This window comes from Acinetobacter zhairuonensis, from assembly GCF_022601715.1.
GTDB lineage: Bacteria > Pseudomonadota > Gammaproteobacteria > Pseudomonadales > Moraxellaceae > Acinetobacter.
The window spans coordinates 22,172-39,676 of sequence record NZ_JAKVIM010000029.1; the positions used below are offsets into that span (position 1 = coordinate 22,172).

Here is a 17,505-nt window from a genome sequence, read left to right on the forward strand (position 1 = left end):
TATGGCTAATGTAATTCGCAAACGTGAAGATAAGGCGTCTGAAGCCGTTGCACCAAAGGATCAATTAACCCCTGAGCAACGTGCAGCATTGCTTAAAACCGAAGCAGAAAAACATGCTGAGGAGCAAGAAGAATCAGAGACTCAAGGCAAAGTGATAGAGCGTTCTCATGCTAAAAATGGGGCGAATAAGATTTGGGTAGAAGATAATATTGATCCGACTGTAGAGAAGCGTAAGCGTAATAAACACGGTACGGCAATCAACTTCCCTTTATTTGTAGAAGAGTTCCTTGCGATTGAAGCGGTATATGAGAATGCATTAAAAGCAGGGGAAACAGACTCATTTGCTGATTATTTACGTGAAGTGCTGAAGCAACACGCGAAAAGCAAGTTAGGTAAAGAAGCATACGATGCAATTTTGAGTAAAAAATATAACCAGCAGGTTATAAAGAAAGCTCCAAAATAGAACTAAAAGACAACGCCCTGAAGGTGATCAGTCTCCAGGGCAGCACAATTATAAATGTGGCAGTAGTAGTTCCATGTATTCAGTACAAAGCTCATCATCAATCGCTTTTGGATATTTTGTACTGAGTGTTTCGTATGTTTGATCAAAACGGTAGCCACTACTTTTGTCCACGTTTTTGTCATTTTGAATACCTAAATTAGTCAGGTGACGACCCAATGAACGTTGTGTAATAGGCGCATCCTTGATATTCAAGATCGAAAGTAAACGGAATAACTCCTTCGTTTGAACCCCAATTTTTGATTTTTCAGAATAAATATTTAGTACTGCTTTGATCCCTGCCAAGAGGTCTTTTGTACTGTAAGCAGTAGTATCGGCATCTGTCCCATCATAAAATTCTGGTTCACTTGGATCTTTGTACTGTCGAACATTCAAGTAGTACTGCATTCCTGGGAAATCAAAAGTATTATCGTAAAAACCATGATCTTTGGTACAAATCATTAAATTTTTTACATATTCTTCACCAAGTAATGAAGCAAGATCAAACATATTACGCCATGCATCACCTTCACGATTGGTAAGTACTGCCTTTTGAGGGTAGTCCACGTAGGCAAAATAGTACCGCAATTTAGTACTGTACTTTTCAATAGTACTTTTCAATGCTTCAGCTTCACCATATAAATGCTCTAATGGTAGTTCTTCGAAGCGTTTTTCAAGCTTCAAATTGGATGGTGTACGTTGTAATGGGATGCGAATACAACGACTTTGAGTAGCTGGAGCTAATTTATCAAGGGCATTAATCCCAGCAATGCAACGAAAGCCATAAGCAGACGTAATAGAACCTGCTTTAATTGCTTGCGCCCCACTTGCTTCAAAGCTTGTATTTAAATAGTTGGTCACATTACGCATGTCAGTTTTTGTGACGCTATCAATTTCATCGAGAAAAACAACCAAATCATTATTAAGTTGTTTCAGCCCTGCCTTAGTGAAATCGGTATAACGATCTTCGGGAAACTGTCCACACATCACAGATAAAAATTGCTGAAGTGTACTTTTACCACAACCACGATTAGGTGCATCAATCACAAGCAATGGTGCATAGCGTAAGTCATCCTTCATATAGGTAAGAAATAACCACAAGATAAATGCAGTTCTATAGGCTTCTGAAATATAGATGCATTTTACTGAAGTGAACCAAATTTCAGTAAAAATCGCAGTCAGTTCTTCGCGGACATCTGCAAAGCTATCTACTGCCTGTGGAGCTATAGTGATTGGTGTCGCGTTAGTGATTTGTTCAGTTGTTGGGTTTGTTAAGTCTGTCATATTTTTCCATTTATAGAGTTGTAGAGTTTGCGTCCTAGCTAGAGACTTCAGCAAATGGGCTGTTGAAATGCAATATACATCATATATAGATAAAAACAATCCGAAATCGGAATCTTTTTCATATTATTTCGGATTTATTTATCTGCTTCATGCTAAAATAGCTACATATAGTTATCAAAATGCGAGATGGTTATGCCTAAATTTGATGAAAGTAATGGTAATGTTCTTGACGACAGCGGAAGAGTAGTCATGAATTGCGGAAGGAAACCTTCTGTTGAAATGATGAAGTTGTTTGTTGAACAATATGATCTTGCTTACAATAATTCAGATGAACGTAGAAAAATTGAGAAAAAAATAAAACTGCAAGAAATAAAAGATCAGCCCTATATCGTTTCTACACCATCATATTGCTATGCTTACCTTTTATTTAAACTTAGAAAATTATCAGGTTTAAATCAGGATGAAATGGCAGAAAGAATTTGCATGTCTAAATCAAGTCTAGCGAAAATTGAAAATAGATTTGCTACTGTCGATGTTGATATATTACATATAACAATGCAAAGCTTTGGTATTAATCCAATGGAGTTCTCCGAATTATATTGGTATGTACAAGGTTTAGTTCAAACTAATGGTAATTTTTATATACCTGTACGAAATTCCAATTTTAATACAGAAAATGAAAAATATTCTGATTCTGCTATTTCTGATTATGATCGTTGTACTCCAATTAATTTATATGACAAGAAAGTATTAAAATCTGTTCTTGAAAAATTAGAAATGAAATTCCATGAAACTATTCTGATTGGTAAGAAACGATTAATTGAAGAAGAAGAAAATAGAATAAAAAAAGAAGCAGAAGATGAACTAAAATATCAAGAGTTTGAAAAACTATCATTTGAAGAGCAACGTACAATTCAAGATCAAGATGAATATGAGCAAGAAATAAATAATCAAAGGTTTATCGAACGATTAGAAAACCAATGTAAAGAATAGTAGCTTAGGTCAATAACTTTTATATTTGAAGATACAATTTACTTATGGATCAGCCAACTTTATAGGCAGAAGTTGGCTGAATGAGTTGTTAGTTATTATTTAGGTAATGTATAGCCAATGAAATGTGTCGCACAACCTAAATGCTTTGTACTTATTGTAACAACACCATTATTACAAGTACCTTCACCTACATAGAGTTTTTTACCACCTCTGATTGGTTTTTTGGACAAATAGCCAATACTTTCAGTGGAGCCACCAGCATGATTTGTATCAGGTGAAACTACACCAGCATTAATACCTGCGGTATTTCCAGTAAAAACCTCAATAAAATTACTGTCAGGTTCTGCACTTGCATCATCAATCGTATAACCAATTATCTTAGTTGTATCATTAAGATGATTCTGACTCGTAGTGACGACTCCATTATTAGAATGACCTGTTCCAACGTAAAGTAGCGTTTTTTTGTATAAGTCTGCTAGAGCATGCACACTTGAGAGTGCAATTAATGCTGCGAGAATTGCTTGATATATTATTTTCATATGCCCTCCATTCTTTTCAGTTGAAAATGGGCATATATATTTTAATACTTTAATGCTCTTTGGACTGTAGCAATTCCAACTCTGAATTGTTTTGCCACACTTCTAAAAGTTGAGCCATCTTCCTGCATGGCTTTTTGTATTTCTAAATAATCTACTTTACGCTTTCTTCCCTTATATAAGCCCTTGGCTTTGGCTTTGGCAATTCCCTCCTTTTGACGTTCTCGAATCATAGATCGTTCAAATTCAGCGAATGCAGCCAGCATTTGAAACATGAGCTTATTCATTGCCGATTGTGCAACATCATGACTGAAGGTTAGGTTTTCTTTATGAAAAATGATGGTTATGCCACGATCATTTAAACTGTTCACAATGTCGTTAAGATCGTTCGTATTACGTGCCAAGCGGTCAATACTGTGGACATGCACCGTATCACCATCACGTAGATATTCCAACATAGTAATGAGTTGAGGACGTTCTCGACTACCACCGCTTGCCTTCTCTGTGAAAGTTTTATCTAGGTGGATTCCATCTAATTGACGTTCAGTATTTTGTTCAATTGAACTGACTCGAATATAGCCGACTTGATTAGGCATTGTGTACCGTTAGATATTAGAATTATAGATACATATTGTATCGGAATTAAAAGTTAAGTCTATAGATACGGTTTTGTATATGCTTTCATGGGATTTGGAATTGTACCGTTAGGCTATACCTTATAAATACAAAATATGGCGTTATCTTTTATGTTGGGCTAGTTATTCTTCGTATCGAACGTACTGCGTCATGTGATGTCGTAAAAAAGGCGAATCGGCTACTTTCTGCATGTGATTTGAGGTTTACGACTGTTATAATTCAGTGACTTAGAGGGTATATCATGAAAAGAAAACTTATAATTGCAGTGTCACTATGTTGCTCAACAGTTTATGCAACTGAAGAAACTCCGTTGAGTGCAGCCGAAGAAGCTGCTCAAATGGCTGAATATGCTGCTGATCAGGCGGCTAAAGATGCAACAGCAACAGAATCTTATGAATCATCAAACGAAGCAGTTGTAGAAGCCGTAAAAAAAATGGGTTGGTTGAATTCTGCAAATTCTGTCGATCAAAAGTTTGAACTCAATTTAAATTATTTTTCTAATAAATCTAATGAGAGTTCAACTCGAATTCAGGCATGGGTTAAAAGCATTATCACTAAAGATACTGTGCAAGATGGTCTTGGTATAGGTGACTACACTATGCTTTTAAAAGAATTTGATTGTACTAATAACACTATTAAAGATTTAAGATCCATTTCATATAAAGCTAAGACTGGCACAGTTATTAATAGTTCTGTAGTGAACTACCCCAAAGTTGATCCAATAATTCCTGATACAGTTGGAGAGCAACTACATAAAGATGTTTGTGAAACTTCTGATTTGATGAACAGTTGATTATCTACTACATCATGAAAGATGGGCTTTACCTACACGTAGAGTCCATTGAATACGAATCTGACTATCACTCTGTATCTGAAATAACAGGGCAAGCAACTACACGTTATAGTTGGGTAAAAGACCAGGATCTAGCAGTACGCTTTATTGATTGGAATGAAGCTAGTAGTTATCTAGCAAAGTTGCCTAGAAAGCCTTTCTTTCGTAATGCAGCAGTAAAATAAAAGCCCTAACTTCATATTAGGGCTTTTAAATTAAATTATTCTATATTATCAATGATATATTTCCAGAATAACTCAGATCCATACCCAGAAAGATGGCTACCATCAGGCATGAATATTGATTTTCCATCTATTGAGTAACGGCAGATATTATCTTTGCAGATAGCATTTCTTACATCAATAAATTTTGCATTTTTATGCTTCGCTACTGTTTCAGACAAGATTTTATTAACAGTGTTTAACCCATCAATCGGCTGTGACGAAATCGCACAATTATTATCAATTCCTGTAAGAAGTTCTGTTCTCAAACATATTGAAATATTATTATCTTTAGGTTTTGGTACTGCACCAATTACATATACTTCTTTGTTCTTACCATATAGTGAAAGAAGTTTATCTAATTGATTTTGCAAATCTTGGTGATAGTTTCCTGTAAGAGTACAGTTGTTAGTAGTACATTCTAAGGAATTCTTTTCAGGTCTCTCCCATGATTGTGCAATAATAATTTTCTTATTTTCCGTTAGGCCTAATTTGTAGTTATTCTTACAATTATCCTTCCAGTCTTTATAGTTACCAGTCCTTACATTGATACTATCAGGAAAGGATAAACATGTTGCATACCAGGAGTTTTTAACTTTTGTTTTGTAGTGGTATATACCTCTTGTGTAGTGATTGGAGTGACTATCACCAAGTAATAAATAGTCATAATCCTTGTCGGTATTTAAAAGATTAACACCTTCATGAACTAAATAATTATTACCTGTACCACCATGTATCAATCCGTTAGCAGTTAAGTTTTGTCTTTGTACCATCCCTTGGGTTTTGAATAAATAAGCACCTATAGATACGGGTATTAGTGTGATTATTGAGTAAATCAAAATTGGTTTTATAATAGAAACTGATTTAAATTTTCGTTTTTCTATAAAAATATAGCTCAAGTATCCTAAGACAATTGATAGAAAAATTCCAAAAATTTTATAGTTCTCATTTATTCCATAATAGCTAAATGAAACTGCTATAGGCCAATGCCAAAGATAAATTGAATAGGACCATAGACCTATTTTTTGGAAAAAAAGATTACCTGTTATTATGCTATTTTGTCTCTGAGCTTGAATTATGAGCCATGCACCAATTGTAGGTATGAAGGCTAAATAACCAGGCCAAGGATTATGTTCAGATACGAATAAGTAAGAAATAGTAATTAAGGAAAGACCTAGAATTTCTAAGTTCCTTCCATTTTTTAGCATATTTCTTTCATCGAGTTTTATAGGATATAAGTATGCTAAACCACCTAAAAGCATCTCCCAAGCTCTTGTCGGCAATAAAAAGTAAGATTGAGCAGGCCAAATTTGTGTTGCATATATGCTAATTAGGAATGAAATTACAAAAAATGATAAAATTAATTTCTTTAGAGCCTTGTTGTCTAAAAACTTCCTAAATATCAATAATATAATAGGATATATGATGTAAAATTGCCATTCAGCGGATAGTGACCAAGTATGTAATAAGAAGTTATCACCTGTATCGAAGTATCCACTTCGCATACTGAACATAATGTTACTGATGAACAGCATGCTCATGGCCACATCTCGGCCTACAGTTTTATAATCCCACGGAGCAAGAAAGAACCATCCCAAAATTAGTAAAGCTATACATAAAGCAAATAATGGTGGAATAATTCTATTGGCTCTAGCAATATAAAATTTAATGATTGAAAAATTGTTAACTTCTAGTCCTTTGAATATTATTCCAGTCATAAGGAAGCCTGATATGACAAAGAAAACATCAACCCCTGCGAACCCACCTGTTAATAATGATGGATAAAAATGAAATATCACTACAGCGATGACAGCTATGGCCCTTAGTCCATTAATATCTTTTCTAAAGTTCAAAATTGTTACTCAATAAGAATTTGCCCATATCATAGGCCATAAAGAATTTAAATTTAATTTTTTGTAGCAGAACTTAAAAAAAATTTTATTGTCAAAGAGTTAAAAACTCATGAAGTGAGTGTAAAAGTAAATTTATATTTTAATCGAATAGTCTGCCTCTAACTATTTAAGGTATTTAGACCAGAGCAATTGCCAATGTGGAGCGTCTTTAAACGTCTAGTTTAGGGGGACTTGAAAGATACTCAATTGCCTTTTGCAATAGAGAAACATCATCACTGAAATAGCTTATTCCAAAGTTACATTTATTACAAAGTAATCCACGTACATCCCCTGTAGTGTGACAGTGATCTATACTTAACCTTTTTGTAGAGCCACATATTGCACAATGAGAGTAGTTGAAGTCCTCTTTAGCTACTCCATAAACACTACGTTCCCAATTTTGACGTAAAACTTCAGGTTCTTTTAAGCGTCTTTCTTTCATGTAAAGTCTGTGTTGTGCTTTTTGCTTCTCTTTATTTCGATTAGCTTCTCTACACTTTTTACAAGTTTTTCTAGGATTTGGTCTATTTTTTTGCCATTCAAAATGGTTGATTTCTTTTTCAATTTAGGCACAAATTACAAGTCTGTTTTTCCATATTTACCCCATGCTAATTGAAAATGTGGTGCATCCAAGAATACACTTTGACCTTTTGCTTTTCTACGCTTTACATAGTCTTTGCTTGCTTCTTCTGCTGATTCGTATTGAGATATTTCTCGATCCCACACACCACCCCATTCAATTGAGACTTCGAATTCTTGAGCAGCCTGTTTAACTGCTTCAGCAATTTTGTAGTAGTGTTTCCAATCCCAAGAGACAGTACCATCGACCCAAGCAGCCAAATCAACGGCATGTCCTGTTAGATGTCTACTGTTCTTGGTAGTTGTTTTCTTTTCTTTTAAGAGTTGAGCTTGTCGTTCAGGTGTACGTAATCCTTCGATCACTGTGAAATCGACTGTCGTTATTTCTATGGCTCTATGAACCACTTTAACTAGATCGGGATGAACACCCTCTAAATTAGACAAGCTCTTTTTACCGAGCTTGAATGACATTTTTATTCTTTTTCTTTATGAAGTTTTATATTGTCGATGTTGTTGTTGATGCTTCGTTTAATCCATTTGATCACAACTTCTGAACCTAACGTCCCTAGAATTGCAGCTAAACCTACAACTGCAATAGTGGGTACTGAAGCCCATATTAGAATGGCTCCAGCAAACAAACTGGTAAAGCCATTGAGTACAGCTTTAGCCAGTATGATCGTCCATTTGTCTTGATCTGAAGTTGCTATAGACTTTGCCAAGAGAATCACAAAGCCAATGCAGAAGAGAAACGAAGCGAGATAAATATCGCCTGTATTCATTTTTATTCTTCTAATAATTATTGATTAAGTCTGATCTACCCAAGTGCCTGTACGTTCCCAAGCCCAAGTTGTGGTATCTAATGCTGTGATTTTTAACTTACTTGCTACTGTACTAGACTCCATGTAATAAGCATCGGTTTTACCTAAAAACTTAGTACCTGAAGCTGGAACAAGTCTGACATTCTGAGCTGTATCTATACCAATCTCGAAATGTAATCCTTTAGTTGGAGTCGGTAAAGTCACCGTTTGACCACCTGAAGCTCCATAATTTGAAACATATCCATTGGAATAGATGATACTGAGAGAAGAGCCGATTGTTCCTGTTAACACTCTTTTCTTATGACCACCTAATTCATTCAAATTGGTATAGGTCATAGTTCCATTACCTGTTGTCTTCGGAGTCCAGATCAAATCACCTGAAGTATTTAAATCTTGTCGATGTTCAAGTGTAGAACCTTTATACCAAAGTTGTGAGAACGTGCCTGTATGTCCTAAAGGCTGTGTCCAACGAACTGAATGAGTAGCGGATTGCCATGTTGGATCATCTTCTGGTGTACCTTGAGCAATGCGCTTTAAACGTTTACCAAAAATATAAGAAACGTCTTGTACCAGGTCTGAGTTAAATGTGAAACTATGTGGAGCAATTGAACTCTGCAAACCAATTCTCAGAGCCTTAGTCCCATTGATGTAAGGTCCATAAGATGATACAGCAACACATGCTTTGCTACTATCTGTTAAATCTGCCCCAAATTGTGCTGTATCAGGGTTAGCTCCTGCATTGTTGAACCTAAATACAAGAGAAGAACGACAACCTGCAGTTCCCCATAAAGCATCATTCTCAATATTATAGTATGGATGGTAATCACTTCTTACGTTTAATCCATTACCGTTGCGTCTCCCTGCTGCGCCATAATCTTGAGTTTTATAGTAAATTTGTTGAGATGCTTGCCATCTTTCCGCCTGATTTGAATAGGTATATCTACTTTCATAACCAGAATCATCAATTAAGGTACAATTATTTGCCATCACAGCGTATACAGACCCTGAATCATGTGTTGCATTCCATTTCACACCTTTAGGGATATAGATTGTGGAATTTTCAGGAACACTACTTAAAAAACCTAATATCGTAGATGTCCAATCTGTCTCCATGTCCGCTACAACTCCAATTTGGCGTACATCAAATGCAAAATTTCCATAATTAATTTTTTTTGTTTCTAATTCAAAGTTGCTCCATCCTGTCATATCTGAATGAGGATCAGTTGTATTATTTGAGACGAGACTTTGCACTATCGTTCCATCATTCAGCATAATTCTCGTATTTATTGGATAGCCATCAATCCTATTTTTCCAATAATTAATGGGTAGTGCATGAGCTTCCCATTCCTGTGTTTCTGAGTTGTAAGAATATTCTCCAAAATCACGAACATGAACTGTACGACCTTCCCAGGCTTGAACTAGGTCAAGGTCACCTACAGTATCAACATGCATTACAGCTAATGCATTGACTGTACCTTCATTGATGGCTGTATCAATGATGGATAGGAACATCTCTTTTAGAATGGTATCGGCTTGCAGTCTATCTGCTATTTCTTGTGATAGGTTGTTGATCAGTTGTTCGACATTAGCTGTGTTTAAACTGACTTGATCATCTAGGCTGTCTATTTGTGCTTGAAGAGCTGTATCTACTGCAATTCGATCTGAGATTTCTTTAATAAGTTTGAGGAATAAAACAGAATCGGTATAAGCGAGTTCTTGTAGTTTTCTCCAAATACGATCAATGTCGTAATTCAAAACTTCAGGTCTAAAGCTGTTGTTAAACGTGGCATAGGTGGTTGAACGATCTACACTGGTTACTCGTTCTATTTCAACTAAACAGTCTTGTGGTGGAGCTGTATTAAAGCGAATTGAGTTAGTGGTACTGTCATAAACATAGTCGTTGACATTGACAACGCTATCGTCCTTCTTTACGAAGAAGTTACCCTTATCTTCAACATAAAAACCTAAAGCAAAACTGGTCTGTGAACCATTCGCTGTATAGCTTTGGTACGGTATTTGACTCTCTACGGTCATTGTAATTTTTAGTCCTATTTATAATTATATTTATCGTTGTTTTAATACATCTATCTATAGTTGTATTTTAAAAGTCAAGCTTAAAATCTGTATATTGATTAGCAGCTTGCCAGTTATTGTTATGGTTGTATGTTGGATAGTGATGATGTGTACCGATCCTGATTGGTTCACTAGCTATTGCACCAGCTAAACTATCAACATAGTCATCCTTGTTATTTGTGACGGATGGATCAAATAAACGCATCTCTTTGACTTGAGGACTGTCTTGTCCATTCAGGGATAAAACAGATTGGTGGGCGTATAGATAACCACTCAGTAACGGAGCTTCGAGTGTACCTAAGATACGTTTATTCTTATTCTGTGTTTCGTGGATCTCACGTACACCACAGTAGATATTTCTTTTCTTAAACACGGATCGAAGAATAGATGGTACGTGACCGCCTATTCCGTTGGTTTCTACAATGATAAAAGGAAGTTTGAACTCTTCTACAATGTCTGCAAGTTGATAAGACTGTCCACCGATGATCTGTCCCTTGTCATCTGTCACAGCGATTTCACCTGTTAAGGCTACTGATCTGTGCCAATAAAGTTTACCGTTCTCATCCTGAAGAACTAAAGCAACGGCTGATACATCTGACTTGGTTTTACCTGAACTTGGATCAAGTTTAAGCGTAGCACTGACAATTCTTTTATCCCCTAACAGCATAGTTGTATGACCATTGGCTTGATGCCAAGTCACTTCTTCTGAATAAGGTATGAGTCTGTCAGGATCTAGTCTGATCTCACCGACTGGTTTTGCATGAAGCTGATACTGTGAATCCCATTCATTGACTGTATTACATTGCTTTCTACGATCTTCCATAACTTCAGAAGTAAACCTGTCAGCCCATAGAGCTTCTGCATAGACATCGAGTAAGCCATGTTTAACTGTCAGTTTAATCAGATAATCATGTTCTCTCTTCTCAACTTTATAGTCGTCATACTCACTTAATAGTTTGGCTTGTGTACCAATACCACTAAACAGGTATTCAGGTTTAAAGGTGGTTGAGACTTCTAGTTCACCTGAAGTAAATCGAGCTTCATGTTGGAACATACGAAGGATTAAACAGTTTGCCCCTGCTTCTTGGATTTGAGTGTACAAGCTGTCAAAACTATGTGGTGTACCGATAAAGAGACGTTGAGAACCAGGCACCAAGATATGGACTTGTTCAGATAATCTATATCTCAGTTTTTCTCTAGATTCAGGCGTCGCTGTCGTTGTTGGTGTCTCTACGTCATCGTTCTGAATAAAAGTAGATCGTGCGCCTGTGACGTTGGATAAGATACCTCTAGCATGTAATGAACCATGCTTAACGTCTGATGAGCCTTGTACCCACCATTTCTGTGTTTCACCCTTTGCTTTCTGTTTGTTCCAAGTTAAGGGATGTTTTTCTAATACTTGTTGAGTTCCACGACTACATTTATAAGCATCGGGATCGGTCGCTCCTTGATGCAGGATTAATTCATCTGCATTCTTATACAGTCGGTATGCGTTATATACATCTAATATGGTGGACTTAGCATGTCCACGTGGAAGCATGAGTAGACCGAGATGTCCAAAGTCTTCAAGCCATTCACAAACTGTTATATGGAAGTCGGGAGTCTGCCATCCATTGACTTGACCCCAAATTAAATAGAACTCAACAAAGTTGGCTTTACTTGCCTTCTTTGCCATCCTGTTTAGTACCCTTTTTACGTTTAGTCAGCTCTTTACGAACTGATAGCAACAGCTTCTCAGCTTCAGCTTCTTTTTGTTTTTCTTCATCTTCTGTTGTAATGATTGCTTGTGTCTTGTTACGTGCTTCGATCAGTTGTTCTATACGTGCAGCGATAGCCAAAGTTTGGTTAGCAGACTTATAAATCCATGCCGCATTTCCACGCCCAATTTTGGTTTCTTTATCTTCACTGTTACCACGTTCAACTAGATCAATAGTGTCTAGAATAGCTATCTCCTGAATACGGATAAGCTCAGATTTATATTCTTCTATTTTGCTCATTATTATCATTATATTAATTGTTTTATTTATAGTTGTATTAATTATTGTGGATAGAAAAGCATGTTGGGTACTTTTTTTAAAATTTACACATCAAATAAGCTGTTGTTTATAATCATTTTAGTTTTTAATTTAATGACATTGCTAGATATTAATGCACCTACAGATGTTAGATCTATGTTCTCCATTTTTGAAAACCAAATATCCTGTAATACTAAACCTGTTTTGCTCTTATAAAAATTTGGGCTAACAGCAATGTTAAAGTCTCTAAGAGTAAGGATATCGTCAATTGCTCTCCCCATCATAGTATTACGTTTGAGGCAGGATAAAGATTCTAAGTGCATTAAATCTATATTGTTGACTACAACATTTAAGAAAGGTTTAAAATTATCTTTTAGCCATATTTCATATTGAAATTGATCTTGAATATTATTTGGTCTGACTAAATACAATAGCCCTGCTACACCTAAAATGTTTAATTGATTTGGTGTCAAAAATGACACTACATCCAATGCCATTTTAGTTGTTAATGCTAATAAACTTTCTGATTCAACGGTAAGCCGTTGAGCTAGAAGTTCAGCTAATATTTTATGTTTTTCCTTGTTCTCAGTTTGTGCTGAAGATATTAGTGCTTTTTGTAAGGCTGCTGAAAAATCAGGATCTTCCTGGATCTTTGAAATTTTTTCTTGAGTTACTTTCTGACTATCTTCTAAAACCTTTATTCTTGTACCCAATTCTACTAAAAAGTCTAATCCGTTCTGTTGAGCTTTTTCCTGAGCTTTGGGTTGATGATTATTGAAATATTTTCCAATCCACAATTTACCCGATCCTACAGCTATCTCCGTAAATTTGCCTGCTGCTCCACCTGCTGCTGCGCCTGCTAAAACAGCTAAAGTAATCGGATCTGACATCACACACCTTATATAGTAGAAAATTTTTTATAAATGTATCAGTCTTTTACATTAATGTCAGGCATACGCACTGATTCATTGTCCAAGTTCCACCAATAACTAATACCGTAGTTAGATTCCTGTCTTCTTGCTTTACGTTCTCTGTAGCCTTCATCAAACATATCTTGAAGTTCTGCTACGACTAAACGGTCGAAGACAAGTCTTGTGTACCATACGTTCTGAAATGGTGTGTTGTTCTTAATCACATTGACCGCTTCAGCTCCATAACTTGAATCACGCTCTTCTAAGTAGTGTTGTCCTGCACCTGAAAGCATGGTTCCTATAGAAAGCACATCTTTAAAGGCTGCTGGTATCACAAAGTCTTTAATACTACGATCAGTTGGATCTGTAGTAGCTGATATGGCATCTGCTAGGAAGGAAGCTGAACCACCTTTAACTATGGACTTCATATAGAAATCTAAGGTTGTTGGATCATCTAAATCTTTACCATTGGTTAGGTTTTGGATCTGAGAAACAATCGCTCCCATAAAAGTTGTATAAGCAAATAACTTGGCTAAATAGACAAACTTTTCTTGTGGGCTGCCTTGAGCCATAGCTCTAGTCCAATGTCTTGTAATCATGGCTAATGGGAACTGTTTGAATTGCCAAAAAAATCGAGTCAGTTCATTAGAGACTGTTCCACGTTGATGTCCTAGTCCCATGAAGGTCTGTTCTCTCGCCCCGACTTCAAGCACCGCAGCATTCGTCTCTGTATAAACATGGTTGATATATTTATTGGCTAACTGCTCTTTCAGTTTAAAAGCATGATCAGCTAATGATTGAGCTGAGTGTTCAGAACGGTCGAAGTTGTAGTAATTGAGAATGACATCATCATCCATATTAAAGATGTCTTTATTGGTAATCAGCTTCTCACCTGTAGGCGCTTCTTTTCTAGTCACCAGTTGTAATGCATTCCAATCCTGTTCTGTAATACCGCCACCTTCTAGCATCTTCTTATCTTGCTCACCAAGTTCAACCCATTTCTTTTTAGCGTTGAGATGTGAGATATGATGCATAAGTGATACACCAAAGGCTCTTTTAGCTGAAGCTGTAATATGGTTTAAACCTGTCACTTTAATCACAGCATTGGCTATCTTTCTTGTATTGGTATTGGCTTTTGCAAGTTTAGTAGAAGCTGAAGCTAAATCATCATCTCCAAACCTTACAAGGGCATTGGTCATCTCACGTACACCTAGACCAATTGAAATCGCAAAGTCTCTGTTTTCTTGGTCAAAGAACTGTTTTAGATGCTTACCAAAGACTTTTGAATAAGCCATACCATTCATTTCAGCAGCTAATTTCATGGTTGCCTGATCTGAAAATGCTGTAATAAAAGCACTACCCATTTTACTAGCTACCGTCCATGATCGAAGCATACCGCCTACTTGAGCTAAGTTACTGTCAATTGGAAGAGCTTGTCCTGCTAGTTCGTTATAGTGTGCATTAACTAACTTAGCTTGCTTTTTGATCTTACGATGTTGCTGTACATACTTCGGATCTTGCATCATCTGATTGAGTAGATCATGTCCTAGTTGCTTGACCATCTTTTCAGGATTAGAGCCAAAGGTCTGCATTAAACCAATCTCTGTACTCATACGTCTTACATGATTAGAGAGAAGGTCATGAAAGTTAACCTCTCCAAAATCTTCTTGGTACTTCACCCATGAGTCCGCATCCTTAAAATGCACCTCTCGATGATGTTGGTGAAGCTCTTGCATATTGAAGCCTACAGGTAGATCTGTTTCTGATTGCACAAGATGAGCCTGTACTGAAGCTTTCGAATGTCCTTCACTCGCTATGGTGTTATAGACCGCTTTTAAGACTTCTCTGACTTCAGCTTCATTCATTAAAGCACCTGTTTCTTCATGTCGGTACTTAGAGCGATCAAGCATCGGATAGGTATAGTTGACCCACTCCTCTTGCCCTTTAGAGATAACCTTGTAATGGCTATGGGATTGAGGAAGACCATAATTAGCAAGCTTCTTAATATCTCCACCATAACGGTTATAGTGAAGTCTAAGCTGTTCTAAAGTATCTTGTACTGACTTGGCTAAAGCTGCTATTTCAGTATCCCCTGAAGGCTTACCAAAAATCTCTTTAACTAGAAGTTTTACTTTCTGACCATCGAGTAGATAGCCTAAGCCTTTTTGAGTTTTGCTAAATACATCGGCTAAAGCTCCCATATATCTGACTTCGACCGCTTGAATATTGTGTTCTACAGATTGAATGCCTGATTGATCGGTATGCATAACTAGCTTTCTGTTTAATGATTCCAATGGATTCAGCTTAGGGTGAGAAGTCAGTTCATGTACCAGGTTCTCACGGAGTTCTAGATCTTTGACCAAATTGGTGACTTCTTTAATATGCTGTTGGGTATAGTTCTCTATTGCTCGATCTGCAATCGCTTCAGCACGTTCAGCGTCAGACATACTCTTCCATAATTTGATGTCTTCAGCAGGAAGTTCACGGCTTGCTTTAATAAATTGTTGTTCGAGTAAATCAGCTTCTTTATCTGTCAGTTTACGTCCTAATACACCTTCTACGGCTTGTTTACATTGATCTTTCATTCGTTCTCTTATTCTTATGATGCTTGTTTTAATGCACACTTCGCTAAGGTCAGCATGGCTTTACTGAGCATAGTTATGTTGTCTTGTTCACGGATCAGTTTGTCTTTCCACTGTTGAGCTGTTAGATCTTCACCTGTCTTTTTAGATGAAATAACCAGGTTCGGATCAGCTTCTAGTTTGGCAATCATTTCATGCCCTTTTGGGATTTGAGAGAGGTAGCCATAGTTGTTGTGGTCAAAAATACGATTTAAGGCGGTTTCGAGCTGTTTATTGCCTTTATGGTTCACAAAATCAGACTTATTTGAACGCCCTACGTGAATGAAATTAGTTTTACCAGTAGCATCTATCGTTCTATTCACGTACACGTCCTTATATTTCATCTCTTGAACGGTATTTCCATCCTGATCTTTATAGCTACGTGTCAGTTCTTGATGGGGTTTACCCTTTTGGTAGCGTTGATTTTCTTTCCATGCCACAGCAATAGATTCGTCAGGTTGAAAGGTTTTGCTCTCCCCTGCTGTGTCCTTCACTTGAATACGTTTAGCGGTATGTGGAACACTGACATACTGATCAGGTTTACTGAGATCCTCGAATAGCTGATCAAGTTCTTTCATCTGAGCTTGACGTTCAGGATGTGGCGTTGAAGGTACAGGACTTTCTAAAAGACTAAAATCAGCTTCTAGGTCAGCTTTAGGTCGACTACTCGACTCCATAAAAGTATTGATAGTTGCTAGATCTAAAAAGTCTTCATCTATCTTTGGAAAGCTGTCTAAATCGACACGATGCACTGTACTGTCTAGGTTCGATAAATCTTTTGTTGGTACTGAAGTTGTTGTGTCATCGACTGTATGAGCAACTAAAGCTTGTCCATCGACCATATCTGAGAATTGATTTGCTCTTGCTTCATGGGCTTGCCAATCAAAAGATTGACCACTTTTCAGTTTAGTCTGACCTCTCGCCCAACCAATGATTGTCCCTTTACCGCCTAATGCTGCTCTAGCTTCTTCATTGGAAATATTCTTCTTATCTAAAAAAGATGCTTTCCATTTTGGATTAGCTTGTATCTCATCATGTAAGAAAGACAGTTGTTCTTTTAACGCTGCATTGTTTTGTTTAAACGTACCATCGGCATTCACTAAACCTTTAGCTTGCATTCTTGCTTCTAAAGCTATGGCTCGATTGCCTTGCCAACTGAAGATACCACCATTCTTTTTAAAGTTGGCTTGATCGGTATGAAAGCCAAACATGGTCTTTAAATTAAATCCGTTCTCTCGTCCTATCTCCCCAACCAATGCTCTTGCTTGATCAGGAGTAAAACCAACCTCTTGAGCCAAATGATAACTATCATTGATACGTGTCTTTAAATCAGCACTGACTATAGATTGAAGATCAGGTACAGCTCTAGTCGTGGTATTAATACTTGTTTTTATCGTTGTATTATTAGAAGTATGATTAGACTTAATATAAGCTCTAACATCTTGAAGTGACTTAAGTTGTCCACCTGTCGCTTCAGAAATATTGACCTTCTCTCCTTTCATCACCTGTTCAATGGCTTGATTGATATTCTGTTGATGCTGAAGCAAGTCTCCTGCTGATTCAGGTACAGTTGGCATACTTGATCTATCTGCATC

15 protein-coding genes and 1 pseudogene are annotated in these 17,505 nt (G+C 36.8%); 3 read left to right on the top strand and 13 right to left on the bottom strand.

Annotation, left to right across the window (positions count from 1 at the left end; translation table 11 throughout):
- The first annotated feature begins 1 nt into the window (after position 1).
- Positions 2 to 463, top strand: a complete 462-nt coding sequence (locus MKI85_RS16545; RefSeq protein WP_241629354.1) for a hypothetical protein — start codon at positions 2 to 4, stop codon at positions 461 to 463.
- 48 nt (positions 464 to 511) lie between these two features.
- Here MKI85_RS16545 and MKI85_RS16550 read toward each other — a convergent pair whose 3' ends face one another.
- Positions 512 to 1,783, bottom strand: a complete 1,272-nt coding sequence (locus MKI85_RS16550) for a hypothetical protein (protein WP_241629355.1) — start codon at positions 1,781 to 1,783, stop codon at positions 512 to 514.
- A gap of 192 nt (positions 1,784 to 1,975) precedes the next feature.
- On the opposite strand from MKI85_RS16550, the gene MKI85_RS16555 reads away from it, so the two are divergent.
- Positions 1,976 to 2,776, top strand: a complete 801-nt coding sequence (locus MKI85_RS16555) for a helix-turn-helix domain-containing protein (protein WP_241629358.1) — start codon at positions 1,976 to 1,978, stop codon at positions 2,774 to 2,776.
- A 95-nt stretch (positions 2,777 to 2,871) separates the two neighbouring features.
- Here the strand turns inward: MKI85_RS16555 and MKI85_RS16560 are convergent, their stop codons facing one another.
- Both MKI85_RS16560 and MKI85_RS16565 read right to left on the bottom strand, forming a co-directional pair.
- Complete coding sequence (locus tag MKI85_RS16560) at positions 2,872 to 3,315, bottom strand: hypothetical protein (protein ID WP_241629360.1); 444 nt, start codon at positions 3,313 to 3,315, stop codon at positions 2,872 to 2,874.
- 41 nt (positions 3,316 to 3,356) lie between these two features.
- The gene (locus tag MKI85_RS16565; protein ID WP_241629362.1) at positions 3,357 to 3,908 is read right to left on the bottom strand and encodes a recombinase family protein; all 552 of its coding nucleotides are present in this window, start codon (positions 3,906 to 3,908) and stop codon (positions 3,357 to 3,359) included.
- A gap of 281 nt (positions 3,909 to 4,189) precedes the next feature.
- Between MKI85_RS16565 and MKI85_RS16570 the strand changes: the two genes are divergently transcribed.
- Complete coding sequence (locus tag MKI85_RS16570) at positions 4,190 to 4,741, top strand: surface-adhesin E family protein (RefSeq protein WP_241629364.1); 552 nt, start codon at positions 4,190 to 4,192, stop codon at positions 4,739 to 4,741.
- A gap of 259 nt (positions 4,742 to 5,000) precedes the next feature.
- Here MKI85_RS16570 and MKI85_RS16575 read toward each other — a convergent pair whose 3' ends face one another.
- From MKI85_RS16575 to MKI85_RS16620, 10 genes and pseudogenes are all read right to left on the bottom strand, one after another.
- The gene (locus tag MKI85_RS16575; protein WP_241629366.1) at positions 5,001 to 6,854 is read right to left on the bottom strand and encodes an acyltransferase family protein; all 1,854 of its coding nucleotides are present in this window, start codon (positions 6,852 to 6,854) and stop codon (positions 5,001 to 5,003) included.
- Positions 6,855 to 7,062: 208 nt separating this feature from the next.
- On the bottom strand, positions 7,063 to 7,335 hold the full coding sequence (locus MKI85_RS16580; protein WP_241629368.1) for an endonuclease domain-containing protein: 273 nt from the start codon (positions 7,333 to 7,335) through the stop codon (positions 7,063 to 7,065).
- A gap of 134 nt (positions 7,336 to 7,469) precedes the next feature.
- Positions 7,470 to 7,943, bottom strand: a complete 474-nt coding sequence (locus MKI85_RS16585; RefSeq protein ID WP_241629370.1) for a M15 family metallopeptidase — start codon at positions 7,941 to 7,943, stop codon at positions 7,470 to 7,472.
- A gap of 2 nt (positions 7,944 to 7,945) precedes the next feature.
- Positions 7,946 to 8,251, bottom strand: coding sequence for a phage holin family protein (locus MKI85_RS16590; RefSeq protein ID WP_241629372.1), 306 nt, complete (start codon positions 8,249 to 8,251; stop codon positions 7,946 to 7,948).
- Between the two features lie 24 nt (positions 8,252 to 8,275).
- Positions 8,276 to 10,324, bottom strand: a complete 2,049-nt coding sequence (locus MKI85_RS16595; RefSeq protein WP_241629374.1) for a phage tail fiber domain-containing protein — start codon at positions 10,322 to 10,324, stop codon at positions 8,276 to 8,278.
- 67 nt (positions 10,325 to 10,391) lie between these two features.
- A complete protein-coding gene (terL, locus tag MKI85_RS16600; RefSeq protein ID WP_241629377.1) occupies positions 10,392 to 12,038 on the bottom strand; it encodes a phage terminase large subunit in 1,647 nt (548 codons plus the stop codon).
- Positions 12,019 to 12,360 carry a hypothetical protein gene (locus tag MKI85_RS16605; RefSeq protein WP_241629379.1) on the bottom strand — a complete coding sequence of 114 codons (342 nt, stop codon included), beginning with the start codon at positions 12,358 to 12,360 and terminating at the stop codon, positions 12,019 to 12,021. The genes terL and MKI85_RS16605 overlap by 20 nt, the downstream gene beginning before the upstream one ends.
- An 83-nt stretch (positions 12,361 to 12,443) precedes the next feature.
- Positions 12,444 to 13,268 (bottom strand): LPO_1073/Vpar_1526 family protein, encoded by an 825-nt coding sequence (locus MKI85_RS16610; RefSeq protein WP_241629381.1) that lies wholly within the window; start codon positions 13,266 to 13,268, stop codon positions 12,444 to 12,446.
- Positions 13,269 to 13,306: 38 nt separating this feature from the next.
- On the bottom strand, positions 13,307 to 15,874 hold the full coding sequence (locus MKI85_RS16615) for a hypothetical protein (protein WP_241629383.1): 2,568 nt from the start codon (positions 15,872 to 15,874) through the stop codon (positions 13,307 to 13,309).
- A 14-nt stretch (positions 15,875 to 15,888) separates the two neighbouring features.
- A pseudogene (locus MKI85_RS16620) lies at positions 15,889 to 17,505 on the bottom strand (phage tail tip lysozyme); the annotation flags it as partial.

Coding starts and splice junctions, on each gene's coding strand:
- MKI85_RS16610 (WP_241629381.1), bottom strand. CDS start 13,268: ATGTCAGATCCGATTACTTTAGCTGTTTTAGCAGGCGCAGCAGCAGGT.
- MKI85_RS16545 (WP_241629354.1), top strand. CDS start 2: ATGGCTAATGTAATTCGCAAACGTGAAGATAAGGCGTCTGAAGCCGTT.
- MKI85_RS16585 (WP_241629370.1), bottom strand. CDS start 7,943: ATGTCATTCAAGCTCGGTAAAAAGAGCTTGTCTAATTTAGAGGGTGTT.
- MKI85_RS16570 (WP_241629364.1), top strand. CDS start 4,190: ATGAAAAGAAAACTTATAATTGCAGTGTCACTATGTTGCTCAACAGTT.
- MKI85_RS16590 (WP_241629372.1), bottom strand. CDS start 8,251: ATGAATACAGGCGATATTTATCTCGCTTCGTTTCTCTTCTGCATTGGC.
- MKI85_RS16605 (WP_241629379.1), bottom strand. CDS start 12,360: ATGAGCAAAATAGAAGAATATAAATCTGAGCTTATCCGTATTCAGGAG.
- MKI85_RS16560 (WP_241629360.1), bottom strand. CDS start 3,315: ATGAAAATAATATATCAAGCAATTCTCGCAGCATTAATTGCACTCTCA.
- MKI85_RS16565 (WP_241629362.1), bottom strand. CDS start 3,908: ATGCCTAATCAAGTCGGCTATATTCGAGTCAGTTCAATTGAACAAAAT.
- MKI85_RS16550 (WP_241629355.1), bottom strand. CDS start 1,783: ATGACAGACTTAACAAACCCAACAACTGAACAAATCACTAACGCGACA.
- MKI85_RS16555 (WP_241629358.1), top strand. CDS start 1,976: ATGCCTAAATTTGATGAAAGTAATGGTAATGTTCTTGACGACAGCGGA.
- terL (WP_241629377.1), bottom strand. CDS start 12,038: ATGGCAAAGAAGGCAAGTAAAGCCAACTTTGTTGAGTTCTATTTAATT.
- MKI85_RS16595 (WP_241629374.1), bottom strand. CDS start 10,324: ATGACCGTAGAGAGTCAAATACCGTACCAAAGCTATACAGCGAATGGT.
- MKI85_RS16580 (WP_241629368.1), bottom strand. CDS start 7,335: ATGAAAGAAAGACGCTTAAAAGAACCTGAAGTTTTACGTCAAAATTGG.
- MKI85_RS16615 (WP_241629383.1), bottom strand. CDS start 15,874: ATGAAAGATCAATGTAAACAAGCCGTAGAAGGTGTATTAGGACGTAAA.